Source organism: Micrococcus sp. KRD026, from assembly GCF_017168445.1.
Taxonomy (GTDB): Bacteria; Actinomycetota; Actinomycetes; order Actinomycetales; family Micrococcaceae; genus Micrococcus; species Micrococcus luteus.
This window is the reverse complement of record NZ_JABFBA010000009.1, coordinates 151,300-172,736: the sequence shown is the minus strand read 5'-3', so window position 1 is coordinate 172,736 and position 21,437 is coordinate 151,300. Positions and strand designations below refer to the sequence as shown.

Here is a 21,437-nt window from a genome sequence, read left to right as displayed (position 1 = left end):
CATAGTTCTTCGACGGCCCCGGTCGGAATGCCGCGGCCTCGGCTCGACTCCGCTCCCGGCGGACGCGCGGGGCCCCTCGGCGTCCGCCGCGTCTGGGAGACTGGCGCCATGCGCTTCCTCACCGACCCGGCCGTCGACCTGACGTACAACGACGTCTTCCTCGTGCCCTCGCACTCGGACGTCGCCAGTCGCATGGACGTGGACATCGCCCCGGATGACGGCACGGGCGCCACCATCCCCCTGGTCTCCGCCAACATGACCGCCGTCACCGGGCGCCGGATGGTCGAGACCATGGCCCGGCGCGGTGGTCTGGGGATCCTGCCGCAGGACATCCCGGCGGACGTGATCCGGGACGTCGTGCGTCGGGTGAAGGCGGCCCACCCCGTGGCGGACACCGCCCTGACCGTCGGGCCGCAGGACACGGTGCTGGACCTGCTCCACCTCGTGGACCGCCGCAACCACGGGGCCGTCTGTGTGGTGGACGCGCACGGTGGGCTGCTCGGCGTGGTCCGCCCCCAGGACTGCGAGGGCGTGGACCGCTTCGCCTCGGCCGCCTCCGTCATGCACCCTCCGGCGGTGACCCTCACGCTCGCCGAGCTCGGCGGCACGGACGGGGCCCCGAGCAAGGACGCGCTGCGGGCGGCCTTCGAGCGGCTGCACGCCGCGCACCAGGAGATGGCCCCGGTCGTGGACCCGGCGGTGGGCACCGCCGCCCCCGTGCTGCGCGGGGTCGTCACCGCGGCGGGCCTGTTGCGCTCGTCCCTGTTCACGCCCGGTCTCGACGACGACGGACGGCTCCGCGTCGGCGCCGCCGTCGGCATCAACGGGGCGGTGGGGGAGAAGGCCGCCGTCCTGGTCGAGGCCGGCGTCGACGTGCTCGTCGTGGACACCGCGCACGGTCATCAGCGGACCATGCTGGACGCGCTCGCCGCCGTGCGGGCCCTCGACCCCGGCGTGCCCGTGGTGGCCGGCAACGTCGTCTCCGGCGACGGCGTCCGGGACCTGGTCGCGGCCGGCGCGGACATCGTCAAGGTGGGCGTGGGACCGGGCGCGATGTGCACCACGCGCATGCAGACCGCGGTGGGCCGGCCCCAGTTCTCGGCGGTCCTGGAGTGCGCCGCCGCGGCCCGCGAGCTCGGGGCACGCGTGTGGGCGGACGGCGGGGTGAAGCACCCGCGGGACGTGGCGCTCGCGCTGGCCGCCGGAGCCAGCTCGGTGATGATCGGCTCGTGGTTCGCGGGGACGCTCGAGTCTCCGGGCGATCTCGTGCACGGCCCGGACGGTCGGCGGTACAAGGAGAGCTTCGGCATGGCCTCGGCCCGCGCGGTCCAGCACCGGACCCGCCACGAGGACGCCTTCACCAAGGCCCGCAAGGCGATGTTCGAGGAGGGCATCTCGTCCTCGCGCATGTACGTGGACCCGCGCCGCCCGTCGGTGGAGGACCTGCTGGACACCATCACGTCCGGTGTGCGCTCGTCGCTGACCTACGCCGGCGCCCACGACCTGGCGGAGTTCCGTGAGCGCGCCGTCGTCGGCCTGCAGTCCGCGGCGGGCTACGAGGAGGGCCGGCCGGTCGCCTCGTCGTGGTGAGGCGGCCGCATTCCCCTGCTCGTTCCGCCGGGGCCTGACGCCCCTATACTGGGCGGACTATGGATCACCCTGACACCTGTGTGCCAGACCGCCCGTCCGCCCACGCGGACGCGGCCGGATCGGAGCCTTCCAGTCCCGGTGCCCCGCACCGCCGCCCGGCCCGCCGTCGAGGGGGTGAGGTCGGGTGGAGTGGCTCCTGCTGATCCTCGGCCTGCTCCTGATCGCGGGCACCGGGTTCTTCGTGGCCGTCGAGTTCGCCATGATCGCGATCGACGTGCCGACCGTGCAGCGCATGGTGGACGCGGGTGACCGCGGCGCCGAGCCCCTGCTGCGCTGTCTCAAGTCACTCTCGACCCAGCTCTCCGCGTGCCAGCTGGGCATCACCCTGACCACACTGCTCACCGGCTACGTGATGGACCCGGCGATCAGCCGGCTCATCGATCCGCTGCTGCTCCAGGTGGGGCTGCCGGCCGGCGTGGTGGGCACCGTCTCGCTCGTCGTCGCGATGGTCGTGGCGACCCTGCTCTCGATGCTCCTCGGCGAGCTGATCCCCAAGAACATGTCCATCGCCGAGCCCATGGCGATCGGCCGCGCGCTCGCCCGTCCCCAGCTCGTGTTCAGCACCGTGTTCAAGCCGGCGATCCTGGTCCTGAACGGGTTCTCCAACGGCGTGCTGGCCCGCGTGGGCATCGAGGCCAAGGAGGAGATCTCCGGAGCCCGCAGCCCCGAGGAGCTCTCCTCGCTGGTCCGTCGCTCGGCGCAGCTGGGCACGCTCGACGCGCAGACCGCCACGTTCCTGGACCGGACGCTGCGCTTCGCGGACCGCACCGCGGCGGACGTGATGACCCCGCGCATCCGCGTGGAGACGGTGGGGGAGGACCAGGCTCTGCCCGAGGTCCTGGACCTGGCCCGCAGCACCGGCTACTCCCGGTTCCCCGTGATCGGCGACTCCTCGGACGACATCCGCGGCGTCGTGCACGTGAAGAAGGTCGTGGCCGTGCCGCGGGAGCGCCGCGCCGACCTCGAGGCCGGTGCGCTGATGACCGAGGTCATCCGCGTGCCGGAGACCGTGCACCTGGACCAGCTGCTGGCCGAGCTGCGCGACGCGAACCTGCAGATGGCCGTCGTCGTGGACGAGTACGGGGGCACCGCAGGGGTGGTCACGCTCGAGGACGTGGTGGAGGAGATCGTCGGCGAGGTCGCGGACGAGCACGACCGCGTCACCCCAGGGGTCCTCCAGACGGCCTCCGGCCGCTGGTACTTCCCGGCGGAGCTGCGGCCCGACGAGGTGCGGACCCAGATCCCGGCCCTCGTGGTGCCGGAGGACGGGGCCTACGAGACCGTCGGCGGGTACATCCTGGCCCGACTGGGGCGCCTGGCGGAGGTCGGGGACGTGGTGGACGTGGACGGCGGCACCCTGACGGTCGAGCGGATGGACGGCCGCCGCATCGAGCGCGTGCGCTTCGACCCGGCCGCTGAGGACGAGGAGACGCGCGCATGAACGGGGACGTCGTCGGACTGCTATGGCTGGTGGTCCTGTTGGCCGCCAACGCCTTCTTCGTGGCGGGCGAGTTCGCCGTCATGGGCGCCCGCCGGGCGCAGATCGAGCCGCGGGCCGAGGCCGGCTCCCGCCAGGCCCAGGTGGCGCTCTACGCGATGGAGCACGTCTCCCAGATGCTGGCCGTCTGCCAGCTCGGCATCACGGTGTGCTCCCTGCTCATCCTCAACGTGTCCGAGCCGGCGCTGCACCACCTGCTCGTCGTCCCGATGGGCGCCCTCGGGGTCCCGGCCGCGGCGGCGGACGTCACCGCCTTCGTGCTCGCGCTGCTGGTGGTCACCTTCCTGCACGTGACCCTGGGCGAGATGGTGCCCAAGAACGCCGCCGTCTCGTTCGCGGATCGCGCCGTGATGCTGCTGGCCCAGCCGCTCGTGTGGCTCTCGAAGCTGCTGCATCCGGTCGTGGCCGCGCTGAACTGGACGGCGAACCTCGTGCTGCACGCCCTGCGCATCGAGCCGAAGGACGAGGTGGCCTCCTCCTACACGCTCGAGGAGGTGCAGTCGATCGTGGCCGAGTCCACCCGCTCGGGCACCCTGGAGGACGAGTCCGGAGTGCTGCACTCGGCCCTCGAGTTCTCGGACCACCGGGCCGGGGACGTGATGGTGCCGCTCGAGCGGGTCGTCACCGTCCCCGAGGGGATCACGCCGCACGACTTCGAGTGGACCGTGGGCCGCGTGGGCTTCTCCCGGTTCGTGGTCGAGGACCCCGACGGCGGCTACACCGGCTACCTGCACCTGAAGGACGTCCTCACCGTGGGCCCGTCGGGACACGACGAGCCGATCCCGCTCACGCGCGTGCGCTCGCTGGCCAACGTGCGGCTCGAGGACGAGGTCGAGGACGCACTCGCGCTCATGCAGCGCACGGGCTCCCACCTCGCCCGGGTCATCACGCCCGAGGGTGAGACCGCGGGCATCCTCTTCCTCGAGGACGTGCTCGAGGAGCTCGTCGGGGAGATCAACGACGTGACGCAGTCGCCACGTCGGTTCCGGCCCGCGTGAGCGTCGCGCGGGCGGCGCGGTGCTACTGTTGAGAACCGATTTCACACATCCTCCCGACACGAACGAGGTCGCCCCATGCTCCGCCGCCGTCGTCTGCCCGCCCTGACCGGGGCCCTCACCGCGCTCACCCTGAGCCTCGCCGCGTGCGGCGGGACCAGCGGCGACTCCGCGGGCGAGCAGGCCGCGGGCGCCTCTGCTGCCGCCGGGTCCGGCTCGGCCGCGGGCGCGCCCGTGGCCGTCGCCACGACGACGCAGCTCGGCTCCGTGCTCGACCGCGTGGTCGCGTGCGCCGACGCCCGCAGCGTCACGGTGATGGGCCCGGGGGATGATCCGCACGACTTCTCCGCCTCGTCCGCGCAGGTGAAGGACATGGTCTCCTCCGGCCTCGTGTTCTCCAACGGCCTCGGCCTCGAGGGCGGCATGGAGTCCGCCCTCGCCAACGCCGAGGCGGACGGCGCGACCGTCGTCGAGGTGGCGCCCCAGCTGGATCCGCTGCCCTTCGGCGGCCATGACCACGCCGAGGAGGGGGCGGGCCACGAGGGCCATGACCACGGGTCCGAGGACCCGCACGTCTGGATGGACGTCGCCCGCATGGCGAGGGCCGCCGAGCTGATGGGCGACACGCTCGCCCAGGAGCGGGGTGACGAGAGGTTCGCCGAGTGCGGCGCGACCGTGCGCGGGGAGCTCGAGCAGACGGACACGCAGGTCCGGGAGATCCTCGCCGGGGTCCCGGAGGACCGCCGCACGCTGGTCACGGACCACGACGCCTACGGCTACTTCAGCGAGGCCTACGACTTCACCGTGTCCGGCGTCGTCGTCCCGGGCGGCTCCACCGACGGCGAGCCCTCCTCCCAGGAGATCGCCGAGCTCGCCCGGTCCATCCGCGACGGCGGCGCAGACGCCGTGATCACGTCCGTGGGCGCGCGCAACAGCCTCGTGGACACCGTGGCCGAGGAGGCCGGCGACCTGCCGGTCATCGAGGTCTACGAGGGCGGCGTCGGCCCGAAGGACACCCCGGAGGCGGACTACGCCGAGGCCATGCTCCTCAACGCCCGCACCCTCGCCGACGCGCTGGAGGGCTGAGGATGGACTGGCTGCTCGAGTCCTTCCAGATGGGATTCCAGCAGCGCGCCCTCGTCGGCGGACTCATCGCCGTGGTGATGTGCTCGGTCGTGGGCACGTGGCTGGTGCTGCGCGGGATGAGCTTCTTCGGGGACGCGTTCGTGCACGGTGTCCTGCCGGGCATCGCCCTGGCGGTCGTCACCGGTGGCAGCCCCCACCTCGGTGCGGCGGTGGCCGCCGTCGTCATGATGGCGGGCATCTCGCTGGTGCACCGGGCCACCACCCTCAAGGAGGACACCGCCATCGGCCTGCTCTTCGTGGGGATGATGGCCCTGGGCGTGGTGATCATCTCCAAGTCGGACTCCTACACGGGATCGCTCACGTCGATCCTGTTCGGCGATGTGCTGGGGGTCAGCGTGGACGGCATCGTGACCCAGGCGGTCATCGCCGTCGTGGTGATCGCCCTGGCCCTGCTGCTCTACCGGCCCCTGCTGGCACTGAGCTTCTCCGAGGTCAAGGCGCGCTCGCTGGGCATGCGACCGGGGCTGACGCACACGCTGCTGCTGGTGATGATCGGCGCGGCCGTGATCGGTTCGTTCCAGGCGGTGGGCACGGTGCTCGTGTTCGGCCTCCTCGTGGGACCGCCCGCGACGGCGGCGCTGCTGACGCGCAGCGTCCCCCAGATGATGCTCGTCTCCGTCGTGATCGGCGCGGCGTGCGTCGTCACCGGGCTCACCCTCAGCTACCGGCTGGGCACGGCGGGTTCGGCCACCATGGCGCTCATGCCGATCCTGCTGTTCTTCGTCGTGCTCGCCGTCCGCGCCGCCGTGCTGGCGCTCCTGGGCCGGCACGTGCGCTCGCGCGCGCAGCGTGAGCAGGAGACGCCGGTCGTGGCCCTGCCCGGAGCGGAGGTCGCCCGATGAACGCGTCCTTCCCCGCGGGCGCCGCGGCGGCCACGCCTCCCCTCGCGGTCGCCCGGGCGCTCGAACTGCGCCACGGCTCGCACGTGGCCGTCCGGCCCTCCGACTTCACCCTGCCGGCCCGGCGGCTGATCGCGGTGATCGGGCCCAACGGCTCCGGCAAGTCCACGCTGCTGACCGCCCTGGCGGGCCTGAGCGACCCGGCCTCCGGTGCGCTGGAGGTGCTCGGCGAGAACCCGCGGCGGCGCTCGCAGCGCACCTCCTTCGTGATGCAGTCCATCGGCGTGCCCCAGGGAGTGCCGGTGACGGTGCGCGACGTCGTCGGGATGGGCCGGTACCCCACGCTCGGGTGGTTCCGCCCGTTCCGGAAGCAGGACCGGGACATCGTGCGGGCCGCCATGGAGCGCATGCAGGTCGCGGACCTGGCGCGGCGGCACCTCGACCAGCTCTCCGGCGGCCAGCGCCAGCGCGCCTACGTGGCCCAGGGCCTCGCCCAGGACCACGACGTGCTGCTGCTCGACGAGCCGATGACGGGCCTCGACATCGTCTCCGCCCGCACGATCGACGACCTCCTCCACGAGGAGCCGACGCGCGGGGTGTCCGTGGTCTACACGACCCACGATCTCGACGAGGCTGCGGAGGCGGACCATGTGGTCCTGATGGGCGGGCGTGTCGTGGCCTCCGGCCCGCCGCGGAACGTGCTCACGGTCGAGAACCTGGACATCGCCTACGGCCGGGGCGCCCTGCACGGGCCCTCCAAGGCAGTCGAGGACCCGGCGGACTTCCTGGACGACCCCGCGGGCGGCATCCGCCACTGACCGGGGCCCGGCCCCGGGGTCAGGCCGCGCGGGTGCGCCCCTCGGCCCGGCAGCGGGCACAGACGCCGGTGATCTCCACCGTGTGGTCCGCGTCCGTGAAGCCGTGCTCCGCGGCGACGGCGGTGGCCCACGCCTCGACGTGGGGGGCGGTGACCTCGACGGTGGTCCAGCAGATCCGGCACACCAGGTGGTGATGGTGGCCCTCGTCCTCGCACCGGCGGTACACGGTCTCGCCGTCGTCGCGGCGGAGCATGTCCACGAGGCCGTCGTCGAGCTGCTGCTGCAGGGTCCGGTACACGGTGGCCAGCGAGACGCGTTCGCCCTGGTCCTGGAGGCGGGCATGGAGCTCCTGCGCGCTCACGAAGTCCGGGATGCGGTCCAGGGCTCGGTCGACGGCGGCCTTCTGCCGGGTCGCCCGGGGACGGGCGGCACGGGGGCTGGGCTCGGGGGCGCTCACGGTGCTCACGACTCCTTCTGCGGCGGCTGCCGCCTCCTCCGCGCGGTCCGGAACAGGTCCGCGCGGGCCATCCTCCAGGTTATCAGCGACGCCGAAGGGGGCGTGGAGTAAGGTGTCCGGGTGCACAGCGAGACCCCGGACCCATCCCCTGTCCCGGACCGCGACGGCGCCGCCCCCGATCGACCCGACCCGCTGATCGTCGTCGACGAGGGGCAGGGCCGCGTGGTCCCGGCGCCCACGGCGGCCCCGTCCTCGTCCCATGACGCCGGCGGCGACCCGGACGCGGACATCGACGGCGTCGACCCTGAGGCCGCCGAGCCGCCCACCCTGGTGACGGTGGACGTGCTGGCCGGCTGGCTCGGCCTGGCCCCCGTCGAGGACCTGCCGCCGGTGCCCGGGGGCCCGGCCTACGCCCAGCCGGGCCGATGCCGCCCGAACCGGGTGATCCTGCTCGACGTCCGGTTCCGGGCCACGGGGGGCGGGCCGGACCACGCCGCCTATCTCCAGGGCCATCTGCCGGGCGCCGTCTACGTCTCCCTGCCCAGCCAGCTCGCCGGCCACGCCGGTCCGGCGGCGGGGCGCCACCCCCTGCCGGACGCGCGCCAGTTCGCGGAGACCGTGCGGATGTGGGGGATCGACGAGGGCGACACCATCGTGGTCTACGACGACGACCACGGCCTGTCCGCCGCGCGCGCCTGGTGGCTGCTGCGCCACGCGGGGCTGCGGGACTCCGTGCTCCTGGACGGCGGCCTCGAGGCGTGGCGCGCCGCGGGCCTGCCCCTGCAGCCCGGTGAGGTCATCCCGGTGCCCGGCACCGCCCGGCCGTCGTGGGGCCGCATGCCCGTCGTGGACACGGCCGGCGCCGAGGCGATGGCCTCCGGCGGTCTGCTCCTCGACGCGCGGGCGGCCGAACGCTACCGCGGGGAGGTCGAGCCCTTCGACCCCGTGGCCGGGCACATCCCCGGGGCGCGGAACGTGCCCACGGCGGAGAGCATCGCCGAGGACGGCCGCCTGCGGCCCGCCGCAGAGCTGGCGGAGCGGTTCGACGCCGTCGGCGTGGACGACGCCACTCCCGTGGCCGTGTACTGCGGCTCGGGCATCACCGCGGCGCACGCCGTGCTCACCCTGGCCGTCGCGGGGCGACCCGGAGTGGCGCTCTACCCGGGTTCGTGGTCAGCATGGGTCCAGGACCCGTCCAACGCCGTCGCGGTCGGCCCCGAGCCCGACGGCGCGTCCGGCCGGGACTGACGAGCCCCGGGGCCCTGCCCCGCCGACCCCCAGGAGGACCCTCCATGGCCACCGTCTTCAGCAGGATCATCGCCGGCGAGCTGCCCGCCCGCTTCGTGTGGCAGGACCAGACGTGCGTCGCGTTCCTGTCCGCCGCGCCGCTCCAGCCGGGGCACGCGCTTGTGGTGCCCCGTGCGGAGGTGGACGAATGGGTGGAGGTCGACCCGGCGCTGGTCACGCACCTGACGACGGTCGCCCAGCAGATCGGCAAGGCGCAGGTGGCGGCGTTCTCCGCCCGCCGGGCCGGGCTCATGATCGCCGGCTATGAGATCCCGCACCTGCACGTGCACGTGTGGCCCTCCACCTCGCTCGCCGACTTCGACCTGGCCCGCGTGGACAACGCCCCCGATCCGGCGGACCTGGACGACGCCGCCGCCCGCCTCCGCGCGGCCCTGCGGGACCTGGGCCACGGCGAGGTCGTCCCGCAGGACTGACGGCCCGCGCCGCCCGGGCCCGACTCAGGCGCGCGTGGCCCGGGCGAGCGCCTGACGCACCCGCTTCTCGGAGACAGAGACCGCCGTGCCCAGCTCCTGGGCAAAGAACGAGACGCGCAGCTCCTCGATGAGCCAGCGCACCCGCTCCAGCTCCGCGGGCACGGGCGTGCCCGCGAACCGGGCGCGGTGGGCCGCGACGGCGGCGTCGAACTCGTCCTCGAGCCCCTGCACCACCGCCATGTGCTGCCCGTCGCGCTGCAGGTGGCCGCCGGCGTCCAATCGGTCCAGGCGCGTCAGCATGCCCTGCAGGTAGCGCGGCAGGTGCTGCAGCCGCTCCCAGCCCGTGGCGGCCACGAAGCCGGGGAACACGAGCTGCTCGAGGTGTGCCTTCACGTCCGACAGCGCCGGTGCGAGGGCGAGCGAGACCGAGCCCTTGAGCCGGCGTCGCACCTGCGCGGCCCGGGAGAGCACCTGCTCCACCAGGGACGTGACGGCGAAGACCGTGTCGATCAGGTCGGCCCGCACCCGGTCGAACAGGGCGCGGAACGCGGCCTCGTCGAACGGCAGCTCGTCCCCGACGAGACGGTCCACGGCGGCCTGCGTGCAGTCCGCGACGAGGGAGTCCACCGAGCCGTGCGGGTTCTGGGTGAAGGTGAGCTTCTCCCTGTTGTCCAGGTGGTCCAGCACGTAGCGCTGAGGGCTGGGCAGGGTGGCCAGCAGCAGCCGGATCACCCCGGCCCGGTGCCAGGCCGCCTGGTCGTCCGCGGACCGGGCCACGGTCAGGCCGGCCGCGGGGCCGCCGTCGGGCGTGGTCTCGGGCACGAGGCTCGGGTAGCCCGTGATGGCGGGGCCGCGCGCCCCGGCCGCGGTGGAGACGGTCTTCGGCACCGTGCCGATGCTCCATGAGGTCAGCCCGTGCCGCTCCTCGAAGGCCGGCGTCGCGCCGGACCGCCCGGGGCCCTCCGGGCGACGGCGTCCCTCGGCCCCGGCCCGCCCGTCGGCCTGGGCCCGGCCGCCGCGGCCCGTGCCGCGCGGCCCCGGCCGGGCCGAGGCGGGGTCGTCGGTGCCGGCGAGCCGGGCGGCGATCGCGGAGCGGTTGGCCTGCGCGAGCCGGGCCTGCAGCGCGGGCAGGTCCTGGCCGGCGCCCATCACGGCGCCGCGGGCGTCCACGACGCGGTAGTCCATCCGCAGGTGCAGGGGCACCGCGTCCGGGGCCCACAGTCCGGGCTCCACCACCACGCCGCGCACCCGACGCACGGCCGCGGACAGCGCCTCCGGCAGCTCGTCCCGCAGCGGGTCGGCGTGGGCCTCGAGGTCCGCGACGAGCTGCTGGGCCACGTCCGGGGCGGGCACGAGGTTCTTGCGCACCGCCTTGGGCAACGCCTTGATGAGGGCGGTGACGAGCTCGACCCGCAGGCCGGGGACCAGCCATGCGAAGGGGCCGGGGGAGACCTGGTTGAGCAGCAGGATCGGCACGGCCACGGTCACGCCGTCGGTGCCGGCCGCGCCGGTCGGGTCGAACGTGTACTCGAGGTCGAGCTCCACGTCGCCGCCGGGCATCGGATACGCGAACGTGGTGGGGAACGCGTCGGTGTCCAGGTCCTCGGCGTCGGCGGTGAGCAGGGCGGCGACGTCGAGGTCCAGCAGGTCCGGCTGATCCTGGCGCGCCTTCTTCCACCACGCGTCGAAGTGCCGCTCGGAGACGACGTTTCCCGGGATCCGCGCGTCGTAGAAGGCGAACAGGTCCTCGTCCCCGATCCGCAGGTCGCGGCGGCGCAGGCGCGTCTCGAGGGCGTCGACCTCCTCGAGCGCAGCCCGGTTGCGGGCGAAGAACCGGTGACGCGTGCGCCAGTCGCCCTCCACGAGGGCGTGCCGGATGAACAGCTCGCGGGAGAGCTCCGGGTCGATCCGGCCGTACCGGACCGAGCGGTCCGGGATCAGAGTGACGCCGAACAGCGTCACCTTCTCGCGCGCGACGACGGAACCCGCCCGCCGCGACCAGTGCGGCTCGTTGTAGGTCCGCTTGACGAGGTGGCCGGCGACCTCCTCGGCCCACTCCGGCTCGATCCGGGCCACCGTGCGCGCCCACAGCCGGGAGGTCTCCACGAGCTCGGCGGCCATGACGAACGGGTGGCGCTTCTTGAACAGGGCGGAGCCGGGGAACACGGCGAAGCGGGTGCCGCGGGCGCCCGCGTACTCGCGACGGCGCTCGTCGTAGGCGCCGATCTGCGAGAGCAGGCCGGTGAGCAGGGACTTGTGCACGGCCTCGTGCCGGCCGACCGGGTCCACGGGTCCGGACTCGACGGTGAGGCCCACGTCCTTGGCGAGCTGGCGCAGCTGGCGCACCAGGTCCTGCCACTCCTGCACGCGCAGCCAGTTGATGTGCTCACGGCGGCACAGCTTGCGGAACTGGGAGCTGGAGAGCTCCTTCTGCCGCTCGTGCAGGTAGGCCCAGAGGTTCAGGATCGCGGAGAAGTCCGAGTTCTCGTCCGCGAACCGGCGGTGCAGCTCGTCCGCGGCCTCGCGCTGCTCCGTGGGGCGCTCGCGGGGGTCCTGGATGGTCAGGGCCGCGGCGATCACCATGACCTCCCGGACGCAGCCGCGTTCACCGGCCTCGAGGATCATGCGGCCCAGCCGCGGGTCAACGGGCAGACGGGCCAGGCGGCGTCCGACCCGGGTGATGGTGCCGGCGCGGGCGCCGCCGGCCTCGAGCGCGCCGAGCTCGGTGAGCGTGGTGGCGCCGTCGGTGACCTGTCGGCCGTCCGGGGGCTGGACGAAGGGGAACTCCTTGACGTCGCCCGGGGTGCGGGCCACACCGAGGGACAGCATCTGCAGGATCACCGAGGCCAGGGAGGTGCGCAGGATCTCCGGGTCCGTGAACTCGGGGCGGGAGAGGTAGTCCTCCTCCGAGTACAGGCGGATCGCGATGCCGTCCGAGGTGCGGCCGGACCGGCCCGCGCGCTGGTTCGCGCTGGCCTGGGAGACACGCTCGATCGGCAGGCGCTGCACCTTGGTGCGGTGCGAGTACCGCGAGATGCGCGCGGTGCCCGTGTCGATCACGTACTTGATGCCCGGCACGGTCAGGGAGGTCTCGGCGACGTTCGTGGCCAGCACGATCCGCCGGCGCACCCCGGCCCCGGCGCGGCCGAACACGCGGTGCTGCTCCGCCATGGACAGGCGGCCGAACAGCGGCAGGATCTCCGTGCCGGCCAGGCGCGTGGTGCCGGCGACGACGCCGGTCAGGTGGTCCGCGGCCTCGCGGATCTCCCGCTCGCCCGGCAGGAACACGAGGATGTCACCCGGCGGCTCGGCGGCCAGCTCGAGGACGGCGTCGCCGATCGCGTCGAGGGGGTCGCGGGTCTCGGCGGCGTCGTCCGCATCGTCCTCGGGGTCGTCGGGGGAGGGCTCGTCGGTCAGCGGCCGGTAGCGGATCTCGACGGGGTAGGTGCGCCCCGAGACCTCGATGATCGGCGCCGGGACCACGCGGCCGCCGTCGTCGGCCTCCACCGCGTCCGCATGGTCCTCGCCCGCGGCCAGCGGCCGGCCGAAGTGCCGGGCGAAGCGCTCCGGGTCGATGGTGGCCGAGGTGATGATCACCTTCAGGTCCGGGCGCTGGGGCAGCAGGTTGCGCAGGTAGCCCAGGAGGAAGTCGATGTTGAGGCTGCGCTCGTGGGCCTCGTCCACGATGATCACGGAGTAGCGGCGCAGCTGCGGGTCGTGGGGGATCTCGGCCAGCAGGATGCCGTCCGTCATGACCTTGACCCGGGTGGCCTTCGAGGTCTGCGTCGTGAAGCGGACCTGGTAGCCGACCGTCTGCCCGATCTCCTCGCCCAGCTCCTGCGCGATGCGCTCGGCCACCGAGCGGGCGGCGATGCGCCGGGGCTGGGTGTGGCCGATCGAGCCGGCCTCCCCGAGCCCGAGGGCCAGGCACATCTTCGGCAGCTGCGTGGTCTTGCCCGAGCCGGTCTCGCCCGCGACGATCACCACCTGGTGGTCGCGGATCGCGGCCATGATCTCCTCACGGCGCTCCGCCACCGGCAGGTGTTCGGGGAACGTGATCGCGACGGCGTCGTGGGGCGTCGCCGACGGCTGCGCGGCGGGCGTGGAGGGCGGGGGAGTCTGCGTCATGACGGCCTCCATCCTAGGCGCGCGGGGGCCCGGGCCGACCCGGACGGGGCGAATCCGGGACGGACCTGGGACTGGGGCTGAGAGTCCGGATGTGATTCTCTGGAGCCCATGGACACGAACACCGTCTTCCTGTTGGCGGCGATCGGCCTCTATTTCCTCGCGATGATCGCGATCGGCCTGTACGCCTCCCGCAAGAACACCGACCTCGACGACTACATGCTCGCAGGACGCGACATGAAGCCGTCCGTCGCGGCGCTCTCCGCGGGTGCGTCCGACATGTCCGGCTGGCTCCTGATGGGCCTGCCCGGCGCGATCTACGCCGCGGGCCTGGTCGAGGGCTGGATGGCGGTCGGCCTGACCGTGGGCGCGTGGGTGAACTGGCGCGTGGTCGCCCCCCGCCTGCGCTCCTACACCGAGGTGGCCGGGAACTCGATCACGATCCCGTCCTTCCTCGAGAACCGATTCAAGGACCGCACGCACATCCTGCGGATCGTGGCCGGCCTGATCATCCTCGTGTTCTTCACCTTCTACGTGTCCTCGGGCATGGTGGCCGGCGGCAAGTTCGTCGAGTCCACCTTCGGCCCCGACTCCTTCTACGCCCAGGGCATCAGCATCAACTACCTCACCGGCATGCTCGTGGTCGCGGGCATCACGGTGCTCTACACCCTGTTCGGCGGCTTCCTCGGCGCCTCGCTGACGGACGTGGCCCAGGGCATCCTCATGTTCCTCTCCCTGCTGGCCGTCCCCATCGTCGTGATCCTGACCATGGGCGGCTGGGACGCCGTCGTCGAGGGCATCCGCGCCGCCGACGCCGCCGGCGGCGGAGTGAACCACTTCTCGATGTTCGAGAACGCAACGCTGATCGGCGTCCTGTCCTCCCTCGCCTGGGGCCTGGGCTACTTCGGCCAGCCGCACATCATCGTCCGCTTCATGGCCCTGCGCACCCCGCACGACGCGGCCGTCGCCCGGCGCGTCGGCATCGGCTGGATGGCGCTGTCCGTGTTCGGTGCCGTGATGGTGGCCCTCGTGGGCATCGCCTACTTCCAGGCCAACCCCGGCACCACGCTCGAGGACCCGGAGACCGTGTTCCTGGTGCTGGCCTCGATCATGTTCCACCCGTTCGTGGCCGGCCTGGTGCTGGCCGCCGTCCTCGCCGCGATCATGTCCACGCTCTCCTCGCAGCTGATCGTGTGCTCCTCCGCCCTGGTGGAGGACCTCTACATGCTGCGCGGGCGCACCGGTTCCCCGACGTTCACCCTGTGGCTCGGCCGCATCGGCGTGCTGGTGGTGGCGCTCGTGGCGGGGCTGCTCGCCCTCAACCCGGACTCCTCCGTGCTCGAGCTCGTCTCCTTCGCGTGGGCCGGCTTCGGCGCCGCCTTCGGCCCTGTGATCCTGCTCGCCCTGTACTGGCCGCGGTTCACCTCGTGGGGGGCGATGGCCGCCATGGTCACCGGCGCCGCCGTCGCCTGGGTGTGGTCCGAGGCCAGTGCCGAGACGTGGGAGTGGTTCGGCCTGTACGAGCTGCTGCCGGGCTTCGTCGCCGCCTTCGTGGTGGGTGTGGTGGTGTCCCTCGTGACCCAGCGCTCGCGCCGGGTGCAGCGGCGGATCGACGCCGAGTTCACCGGCGCGATCGACATCGTGGCCGGCCGCGAGCCGGACCCGGACGTGGCCCCGGCCGCCATGACGCGCGACGCCGCCGTGGGCTCGACCGCAGCCGCCGCGGATCCGCGCGCGCAGGCGTGAGGCTCTTCCTCGCGATCCGTCCGCCGAGGGCCGCGCTCGACCACCTCGAGCCGGCCCTCGACGGCGTCCGGGACCGGGCCGGACGCGCGCTGTGCTGGACCGAGCCGGAGCAGCGGCACCTGACGCTGGCGTTCCACCCGGAGGTGCCCGCCGGCGCCGTGGACGACGTCGTCGCCGTCGCCGGCCGCATCGCGGCGGGACATGGCCCGCTGGACCTGCACCTGGCCGGAGCGGGGGAGTTCTCGCACCGCACGCTCTGGGTGGGGGCCCCCACCCAGAGCGTGCGGTGCGAGAACTCCCCCGCTCCGGCCAGGTGCAGGTCCGGGAGCTCGGCGCGCTCCTGGCGGAGCCCTGGCTCGCCGACGACGACGGCCGGGACCGCCGGCGCGCCCACCTCACCGTGGCGCCGGTCTCGGGGGCCGCGCTCCGACCTCGGGGTCGGAGGCGGGGCGAGCCCCGTCCGCCGGCGCCGGCCACCGTCCTGCTGGCCGAGGCCGTGCGCGCGCTCGCCGTGTACCGCGGGCCGGAGTGGACCGCCGACGAGGTCGAGGTCGTGGCGTCCCGGCTCGGCGAGGGCCGGTCCGGCGGGCCGCTGCACGAGGTGCTGGCGACCGTCCCGCTGCGCGGCTGAGGGGCCGACGGGCCGGCCGGAGCGGGAGACCCGCCGGGCCGACCCGGCCCCGGGTCAGCCCTCCAGCGGGCCCTGCACCGCGTACAGGCGCTTGTTGGCGAACTCGTCCACGGCCATGGGGCCGAGCTCGCGGCCGAAGCCCGAGCGCTTCACGCCGCCGAAGGGCAGGTTCGCGCCGGCGGCGGAGGCGAGGTTCACGTTCGCCATGCCCACCTCGAGCTGGTCGGCCACGCGCTTGGCCTCGTCCAGGTCCGTGGAGAAGACGGCGCCGCCGAGACCGTACTGGGAGTCGTTGGCCAGGGCCACGGCCTCCTCGGCCGAGGACACCTTGTACACCACGGCGGCCATGCCGAACAGCTCCTGCGTGTAGGCGGGGTTCTCCTGGTCCACGTCCGTGATCACGGCCGGGGAGACGTAGAAGCCCTCGCCCTCGGGGCCGGAGACGCGCTCGCCGCCCACGTGGACGGTGGCGCCGGCCTCCTTGGCCGCGGCGATCTGCTCGGCGAGCCCGTCGGCCGCGGACTCGGAGGACAGCGGGCCGTAGACGTCGGCGTCACGCGAGGTCGGGTCACCGGGCTTCATCGCCGAGGAGCGCTGGACCAGCTCGTCCACGAAGTCGTCGTAGAGGTCCTCCATGACGATCATGCGCTTGTTCGAGTTGCAGGCCTGGCCCCAGTTGCCCATCCGGGTGGCCAGTGCGTCGCGGGCGGCGGCGCGGGCGTCCGGCGCGGAGAGCACGATGTACGGATCGGAGCCGCCGAGCTCGAGGACGACCTTCTTGAGGTGCCGGCCGGCCTGCTCGGCGACGGCGGCGCCGGCCCGCTCCGAACCGGTGAGGGACACGCCCTGCACGCGCGGATCGGCGATGATCGTGGAGATCTGGTCGTGGGTGGCGAACACGTTCTGGTACACGCCCTCCGGCAGTCCGGCCTCGGTGAAGAGCTCTTCCAGCAGCTGCGCCACCTGGGGGTTGATCTCGGCGTGCTTGAGCAGGATGGTGTTGCCGAGCATGAGGTTCGGCGCCACGAAACGGGCCACCTGGTACACCGGGAAGTTCCACGGCATGATCCCCAGCAGCGGGCCGATCGGCAGCCGCTGGACGAACGCCTCCTGCCCGGAGAACTGCTTGATCGGCTGGTCCGCGAGCAGCTCCTCGGCCTCGTCCGCGTAGTACCCGAAGATCTGGGCGCTGTAGCGCACCTCGCCGACCGCCGCGCCGAGGGACTTGCCCATCTCCGTGGTGATCACCGCGGCGATGTCCTTGGACCGCTCGGCCAGCAGCTCGGAGATCCGCTTCACGACGGCGGCGCGCTCGGCCACCGACTTCCGGGACCACTGCTCGTAGGCGGCCTGCGAGGCGTCGAGGGCGTCGGCGATCTGCTGATCCGTGGCGTTGTCGAAGGACTTCAGCAGCTCCCCGGTGGCCGGGTTGATTGTGCGGTAGCCCTGAGAGGCGGAGGTGGTGGTCATCAGTCGTCACCCTTTCGTGTGGACGTCCTGCGTTGAGTTCCCCATCCTGCCGGAGGCCCCCGCTCACTCCCAGATCCCGGACGCCCCTCTTCGCCACGAGCCGAGAAGGTGGGTGTCCACGATCCCGGCGGCCTCCAGCAGGGCGAAGCAAGTGGTCGGCCCCACGAATCGGCAGCCATGCGCCTTCAGCGCCCTCGCGAGCGCGCGCGACTCGTCCGAGGTCGAGGGGACCTGCGCCACCGTCTCCGGCCGTGGGGTCGCGGCAGGCTGGTGAGCCCAGACCAGCCCCGGCAGGCCGGTGGCGGGACGGTCGCCGTCGCCGTGCCAGGCGGGGCCCGCGCCGGGGGAGCCCGGGTGCAGCGGGGCGAACCGCTCGCCGCGCATCCCGACGACGGCTTGTGCGTTCGCGACCGCGGCCTCGATCTTGCGCCGGTTCCGGATGATGCCGGGGTCCGCCAGCAGTGCCTCGACCTCCGCGTCCCCGAACGCCGCGACGGCGTCCGGGTCGAAGCCCGCGAACACCTCCCGGAACCGCGGCCGCTTGGCCAGGACGGTCCGCCAGCTCAGGCCCGACTGGAACGCCTCGAGCACGAGGCGCTCGAACAGGCCCCGCTCGTCCGTGACGGGCAGGCCCCACTCCGTGTCGTAGTACTCCCGCAGCAGCGGATCCCGTGCCGCCCACGGCGGGCGGGCCCGCCCGTCCTCACCCACGACGACGCCACTCGGCGGCGCCTGTCGCCCGTCGGCCGGTGGATCCTCGGCGAGGGTGGAGACGGGGGCGGGGAGGCCGTCGTCGGCGTGGTGCGCGCTCATGCACCCGAGCCTAAGAGCGGCCCCGGACATCCGGAGCCGGAACGCGACGCCCGGGGACGCAACGCCGTCTGCGGACACCTGTGCAGGAGGCGCGGCCGGACCTCGTCACTCGAGCCGCCCGGCCCGCAGCGGCACGTGCGGCGAGGGGGGGAGATGCTGGGGGCGACCGCGGTCGGGGCCACGCCAGCCGGGAGCGCGCCCAGGGCAGGCCGACCGGCGAGGGCAGGCTCGCGCCGCGCGCGGGGGAGGTGCTCAAGGCCGGCACCCTGGCCCCCGCGCCGCGGCACGGGCCGCTCAGTCCCTCGCGAGCACCGCGTCCCCCTCGGGCCGGCGCAGACTCGGCTCGGGCAGGTACACGGACCCGCCGGCGGCCCGGAACTCCGCGGACTTGGCGGCCATGCCGGCCTCGGCGATCCGCGCCTGCTCGGACGCGCCGCCGAATTCGCTGCGGATGTCCTGGCTGATGCGCATGGAGCAGAACTTCGGCCCGCACATCGAGCAGAAGTGGGCGGTCTTGGCGGGCTCGGCCGGCAGCGTCTCGTCGTGGTACTCCTCGGCGAGCTGCGGGTCCAGGCCGAGGCCGAACTGGTCGCGCCAGCGGAACTCGAAGCGCGCCTTGGACAGGGCGTCGTCGCGGTCGCGGGCGCCGGGGTGGCCCTTGGCGACGTCGGCGGCGTGCGCGGCGATCTTGTAGGTGATCACACCCGTCTTCACGTCGTCCCGGTTCGGCAGGCCCAGGTGCTCCTTGGGCGTGACGTAGCAGAGCATCGCGGTGCCGTAGCGGGCGATCTCGGTGGCGCCGATGGCCGAGGTGATGTGGTCGTACGCCGGGGCGATGTCCGTGACGAGGGGGCCGAGCGTGTAGAACGGGGCGCCCTTGCACAGCTCCTGCTGGCGCTCCACGTTCTCCCGCACCAGGTGCAGCGGGATATGGCCGGGGCCCTCCACCATGACCTGGACGTCGTACGCCCACGCCCGCTCCGTCAGCTCGGCCAGCGTGTCGAGCTCGGCGAACTGGGCGGCGTCGTTGGCGTCGGCCACGGAGCCCGGCCGCAGGCCGTCGCCCAGGGAGAACGCGACGTCGTAGCGCGCGAAGATCTCGCAGAGCTCGTCGTAGTTCTCGTAGAGGAAGTTCTCCTTGTGGTGGCCCAGGCACCAGCCGGCCATGATCGAGCCGCCGCGGGAGACGATGCCGGTCACGCGGTCCGCGGACAGCGGCACGTGGCGCAGCAGCACGCCGGCGTGCACGGTCATGTAGTCCACGCCCTGCTCGCACTGCTCGATCACGGTGTCGCGGAAGATCTCCCAGGTCAGGGCCTGGTGGTCGCCGCCGACCTTCTCGAGGGCCTGGTAGATCGGCACGGTGCCGATCGGCACGGGGGAGTTGCGCAGGATCCACTCGCGGGTGGTGTGGATGTCGTCGCCCGTGGACAGGTCCATCACGGTGTCCGCGCCCCAGCGGGTGGCCCACTGCAGCTTCGAGACCTCCTCGGCGATCGACGACGTCACCGCCGAGTTGCCGATGTTCGCGTTGACCTTCACGGCGAACGCCTTGCCGATGATCATCGGCTCCGACTCGGGGTGGTTCACGTTCGCCGGGATGATGGCGCGGCCGGCCGCGACCTCGGAGCGCACCAGCTCCACGTCCACGCCCTCGCGCAGGGCGACGTAGCGCATCTCCGGGGTGATCTCGCCGCGCCGGGCGTAGTGCATCTGGGTGACGCGCGCGCCCTCCTTGGCGCGCAGCGGGGCGCGGCGCTCGCCGGCCCACTCCTGCGAGGCGGCGCCGCGGCGCACGGCCGAGCGGCCGTCGTCGAGCAGGTCGCGCTCGCGGCCCTCGTACTCCTCGACGTCGCCGCGGGCGCGGATCCACTCGGCGCGCTGGGCGGGCAGGCCGCGCTCGGGCACGGAGCCCGGGCCCATGGTGCGGTAGACGGTCAGGGGCGCGTTGGGCGTGCCGTCGGGGGAGTCGTCCTGGTGGACCTCGGTGACGGGCACGCGGATGCCGTGCTCGGCATCCTCGAGCCAGCCCAGACGGTGCGTGGGGTAGTTCTCCTCGGCGACGACCTCGGCCGTCGACTCGGCTGCGGGCAGGGGGGTGTGCTCGGAAACGGACATGGCCGCGGCTCCTTCTTCCTTCGCCGGAATGACCCGGACAGGTTCAGACGGTCTCCGGGCGGCGTCAGCCCGGTCTCAGCCCCGTGCCGTGGGGCTCCCGTGGGATGCGAGCGACCCTAGCACGTCCCCTGCGGGGCCTCACCGCCGTCGGCAGCGGCCATGCGGCGGGCCGCTCAGGCGCGCGCCGCGCGGGCCGCCCGCCGGCGCACCGTGGTGCGCTCGACGATCCACGTCACGATGAGCATCACGATGATGACGATGCCGGCGTACCCGAGGACGGGGTAGACGGTGCCCACGAGGTCGGAGAAGCCGACGCTCGAGAGCAGGGTGGCGGCCAGGGCAGTGACGACGGCGATGACCCAGCCCGGCACGCGGCGCATCGAGGACAGCAGGGCGATGCGCTCCACCCCGCCGTACAGGCACGAGACCGCCGTCGTGAACTGCGCCAGCAGCAGGACGACCGTGTACAGCAGGGCGGCCCAGCCGCCGATCATCGCGGCCAGCTCGACCATGGGCAGCTCGGCGCGGCCGATGAGCTGGGCGTGGGCGGTCATCGCGGCCATCACCGCGCCGGCCATCACCACGAGGCCCAGTGCCCCGAGCCCGGCCCCGGCGACGAGGGAGCGCCCCGACGAGGAGCTCTCCTCGCCGATCGGGGCGAGCACCGCGTAGGCCAGCTGGATGTTGAACGCCACGTACAGCACACCCGAGAGCCACCACTGGTTGATCAGCGGGGACGAGGTCACGAGCGCGGCGACGTCGTCCACCGCGGCCCCCGGGTTCGCCAACCCCCACACCGCGACGCCGACGGCGACCACGATGATCAGGGGGACCACCACGGCCTGGACGCGCACGAGGCCTGTGATGCCGGCCAGCACCGAGACCACGCAGACGGCCGCCATCACCAGCGAGCCCACGAGCGAGGGCAGCCCGAACGCGGTGTGCACCGCCGCCCCGGCCCCGGCCAGCATGATCACCAGCGTCCCCAGCAGGGACGTGGTGATGCACAGGTCCGCGAACCAGGTGGGCACGCGCGAGGTCGTGGGGTTCACGATCCGGTGGATGTCCGTGGTCCGCAGCTTCTGCGCCAGCCGCAGCACGATCACCGCGAGCAGGAAGAACAGCGCGCCGGCGATCACGAGCGCCCCCGTGCCGCCCCAGAGGCCGAAGCTCACGAAGTACTGCAGGATCTCGTTGCCCGAGGCGTACCCGGCGCCGATGGTGGTGCCGATGAACGTGGCGGCGATCCCGAGCGGGGAGGTCGGCCGCAGCGGCGCCGACTCCTCGGCTCGGCCGGGGTGCGCGGGGGAGCTCTCTGTGACGTGCGACATGCGACTACATTCTCATGGGCGGGATCGGCCCGGCCCGGGCGGCCGATCCGCCCCGACCCGAAGGAGCCCCCGCATGACC

At 73.4% G+C, this 21,437-nt stretch carries 16 protein-coding genes, 1 pseudogene and 1 riboswitch; of the genes and pseudogenes, 11 read left to right on the top strand and 6 right to left on the bottom strand.

The features are described from left to right. The first annotated feature begins 108 nt into the window (after nucleotides 1–108). The 6 genes from J1M40_RS03875 (at nucleotide 109) to J1M40_RS03850 (ending at nucleotide 6,946) form a co-directional block, all read left to right on the top strand. The gene (locus tag J1M40_RS03875) at nucleotides 109–1,590 is read left to right on the top strand and encodes a GuaB1 family IMP dehydrogenase-related protein (RefSeq protein ID WP_069941468.1); all 1,482 of its coding nucleotides are present in this window, start codon (nucleotides 109–111) and stop codon (nucleotides 1,588–1,590) included. Between the two features lie 184 nt (nucleotides 1,591–1,774). Further along, on the top strand, nucleotides 1,775–3,091 hold the full coding sequence (locus J1M40_RS03870) for a hemolysin family protein (protein WP_206450484.1): 1,317 nt from the start codon (nucleotides 1,775–1,777) through the stop codon (nucleotides 3,089–3,091). Then, the gene (locus J1M40_RS03865; protein WP_036313950.1) at nucleotides 3,088–4,146 is read left to right on the top strand and encodes a hemolysin family protein; all 1,059 of its coding nucleotides are present in this window, start codon (nucleotides 3,088–3,090) and stop codon (nucleotides 4,144–4,146) included. The genes J1M40_RS03870 and J1M40_RS03865 overlap by 4 nt, the downstream gene beginning before the upstream one ends. A gap of 75 nt (nucleotides 4,147–4,221) precedes the next feature. Then, on the top strand, nucleotides 4,222–5,229 hold the full coding sequence (locus tag J1M40_RS03860) for a metal ABC transporter substrate-binding protein (protein WP_041104319.1): 1,008 nt from the start codon (nucleotides 4,222–4,224) through the stop codon (nucleotides 5,227–5,229). Between the two features lie 2 nt (nucleotides 5,230–5,231). Continuing rightward, nucleotides 5,232–6,131: a metal ABC transporter permease gene (locus J1M40_RS03855; protein ID WP_044659229.1), complete on the top strand. Its 900-nt coding sequence runs from the start codon at nucleotides 5,232–5,234 to the stop codon at nucleotides 6,129–6,131. Next, a complete protein-coding gene (locus tag J1M40_RS03850; RefSeq protein ID WP_044659228.1) occupies nucleotides 6,128–6,946 on the top strand; it encodes a metal ABC transporter ATP-binding protein in 819 nt (272 codons plus the stop codon). Before J1M40_RS03855 ends, J1M40_RS03850 begins: the two co-directional genes overlap by 4 nt. Nucleotides 6,947–6,965: 19 nt before the next feature. On the opposite strand, the gene J1M40_RS03845 is transcribed toward J1M40_RS03850, so the two are convergent. Beyond that, nucleotides 6,966–7,412 (bottom strand): Fur family transcriptional regulator, encoded by a 447-nt coding sequence (locus J1M40_RS03845; protein ID WP_144819449.1) that lies wholly within the window; start codon nucleotides 7,410–7,412, stop codon nucleotides 6,966–6,968. A 111-nt stretch (nucleotides 7,413–7,523) separates the two neighbouring features. On the opposite strand from J1M40_RS03845, the gene J1M40_RS03840 reads away from it, so the two are divergent. Together J1M40_RS03840 and J1M40_RS03835 are read left to right on the top strand one after the other, a co-directional pair. After that, the gene (locus J1M40_RS03840; protein WP_041104327.1) at nucleotides 7,524–8,651 is read left to right on the top strand and encodes a sulfurtransferase; all 1,128 of its coding nucleotides are present in this window, start codon (nucleotides 7,524–7,526) and stop codon (nucleotides 8,649–8,651) included. Nucleotides 8,652–8,695: 44 nt separating this feature from the next. Then, a complete protein-coding gene (locus J1M40_RS03835; RefSeq protein WP_036316605.1) occupies nucleotides 8,696–9,124 on the top strand; it encodes an HIT family protein in 429 nt (142 codons plus the stop codon). 24 nt (nucleotides 9,125–9,148) lie between these two features. On the opposite strand, the gene hrpA is transcribed toward J1M40_RS03835, so the two are convergent. Continuing rightward, entirely contained in the window at nucleotides 9,149–13,252 is a 4,104-nt protein-coding gene (gene hrpA, locus J1M40_RS03830) for an ATP-dependent RNA helicase HrpA (protein WP_144819450.1), read from the bottom strand. A 108-nt stretch (nucleotides 13,253–13,360) separates the two neighbouring features. On the opposite strand from hrpA, the gene putP reads away from it, so the two are divergent. The 3 genes and pseudogenes from putP (at nucleotide 13,361) to J1M40_RS12630 (ending at nucleotide 15,626) form a co-directional block, all read left to right on the top strand. After that, nucleotides 13,361–14,995 (top strand): sodium/proline symporter PutP, encoded by a 1,635-nt coding sequence (gene putP, locus J1M40_RS03825; protein ID WP_144819451.1) that lies wholly within the window; start codon nucleotides 13,361–13,363, stop codon nucleotides 14,993–14,995. Then, nucleotides 14,992–15,186, top strand: a pseudogene (locus J1M40_RS12955) (2'-5' RNA ligase family protein); the annotation flags it as partial. The gene putP and the pseudogene J1M40_RS12955, both read left to right, overlap by 4 nt. Before the next feature lie 95 nt (nucleotides 15,187–15,281). Then, nucleotides 15,282–15,626, top strand: a complete 345-nt coding sequence (locus J1M40_RS12630; protein WP_241252043.1) for a hypothetical protein — start codon at nucleotides 15,282–15,284, stop codon at nucleotides 15,624–15,626. Nucleotides 15,627–15,680: 54 nt separating this feature from the next. On the opposite strand, the gene J1M40_RS03815 is transcribed toward J1M40_RS12630, so the two are convergent. From J1M40_RS03815 to J1M40_RS03800, 4 genes are all read right to left on the bottom strand, one after another. Beyond that, complete coding sequence (locus tag J1M40_RS03815; protein ID WP_063190325.1) at nucleotides 15,681–17,096, bottom strand: NAD-dependent succinate-semialdehyde dehydrogenase; 1,416 nt, start codon at nucleotides 17,094–17,096, stop codon at nucleotides 15,681–15,683. Between the two features lie 63 nt (nucleotides 17,097–17,159). Beyond that, nucleotides 17,160–17,909 (bottom strand): DNA-3-methyladenine glycosylase I, encoded by a 750-nt coding sequence (locus tag J1M40_RS03810; protein WP_063190326.1) that lies wholly within the window; start codon nucleotides 17,907–17,909, stop codon nucleotides 17,160–17,162. Between the two features lie 294 nt (nucleotides 17,910–18,203). Next, complete coding sequence (thiC, locus tag J1M40_RS03805; protein WP_063190327.1) at nucleotides 18,204–20,027, bottom strand: phosphomethylpyrimidine synthase ThiC; 1,824 nt, start codon at nucleotides 20,025–20,027, stop codon at nucleotides 18,204–18,206. After that, nucleotides 20,024–20,138, bottom strand: a riboswitch (TPP riboswitch). Its footprint overlaps the gene before it by 4 nt. Before the next feature lie 62 nt (nucleotides 20,139–20,200). After that, nucleotides 20,201–21,358: a hypothetical protein gene (locus tag J1M40_RS03800; protein ID WP_070709866.1), complete on the bottom strand. Its 1,158-nt coding sequence runs from the start codon at nucleotides 21,356–21,358 to the stop codon at nucleotides 20,201–20,203. Nucleotides 21,359–21,437: the final 79 nt, after the last annotated feature.

Bases quoted from the DNA above. Each gene is read 5' to 3' on its own strand.
- J1M40_RS03875 (WP_069941468.1), top strand. From the start codon at position 109: ATGCGCTTCCTCACCGACCCGGCCGTCGACCTGACGTACAACGACGTC.
- J1M40_RS03865 (WP_036313950.1), top strand. From the start codon at position 3,088: ATGAACGGGGACGTCGTCGGACTGCTATGGCTGGTGGTCCTGTTGGCC.
- J1M40_RS03860 (WP_041104319.1), top strand. From the start codon at position 4,222: ATGCTCCGCCGCCGTCGTCTGCCCGCCCTGACCGGGGCCCTCACCGCG.
- J1M40_RS03855 (WP_044659229.1), top strand. From the start codon at position 5,232: ATGGACTGGCTGCTCGAGTCCTTCCAGATGGGATTCCAGCAGCGCGCC.
- J1M40_RS03850 (WP_044659228.1), top strand. From the start codon at position 6,128: ATGAACGCGTCCTTCCCCGCGGGCGCCGCGGCGGCCACGCCTCCCCTC.
- J1M40_RS03835 (WP_036316605.1), top strand. From the start codon at position 8,696: ATGGCCACCGTCTTCAGCAGGATCATCGCCGGCGAGCTGCCCGCCCGC.
- hrpA (WP_144819450.1), bottom strand. From the start codon at position 13,252: ATGACGCAGACTCCCCCGCCCTCCACGCCCGCCGCGCAGCCGTCGGCG.
- putP (WP_144819451.1), top strand. From the start codon at position 13,361: ATGGACACGAACACCGTCTTCCTGTTGGCGGCGATCGGCCTCTATTTC.
- J1M40_RS03815 (WP_063190325.1), bottom strand. From the start codon at position 17,096: ATGACCACCACCTCCGCCTCTCAGGGCTACCGCACAATCAACCCGGCC.
- J1M40_RS03810 (WP_063190326.1), bottom strand. From the start codon at position 17,909: ATGAGCGCGCACCACGCCGACGACGGCCTCCCCGCCCCCGTCTCCACC.
- thiC (WP_063190327.1), bottom strand. From the start codon at position 20,027: ATGTCCGTTTCCGAGCACACCCCCCTGCCCGCAGCCGAGTCGACGGCC.
- J1M40_RS03800 (WP_070709866.1), bottom strand. From the start codon at position 21,358: ATGTCGCACGTCACAGAGAGCTCCCCCGCGCACCCCGGCCGAGCCGAG.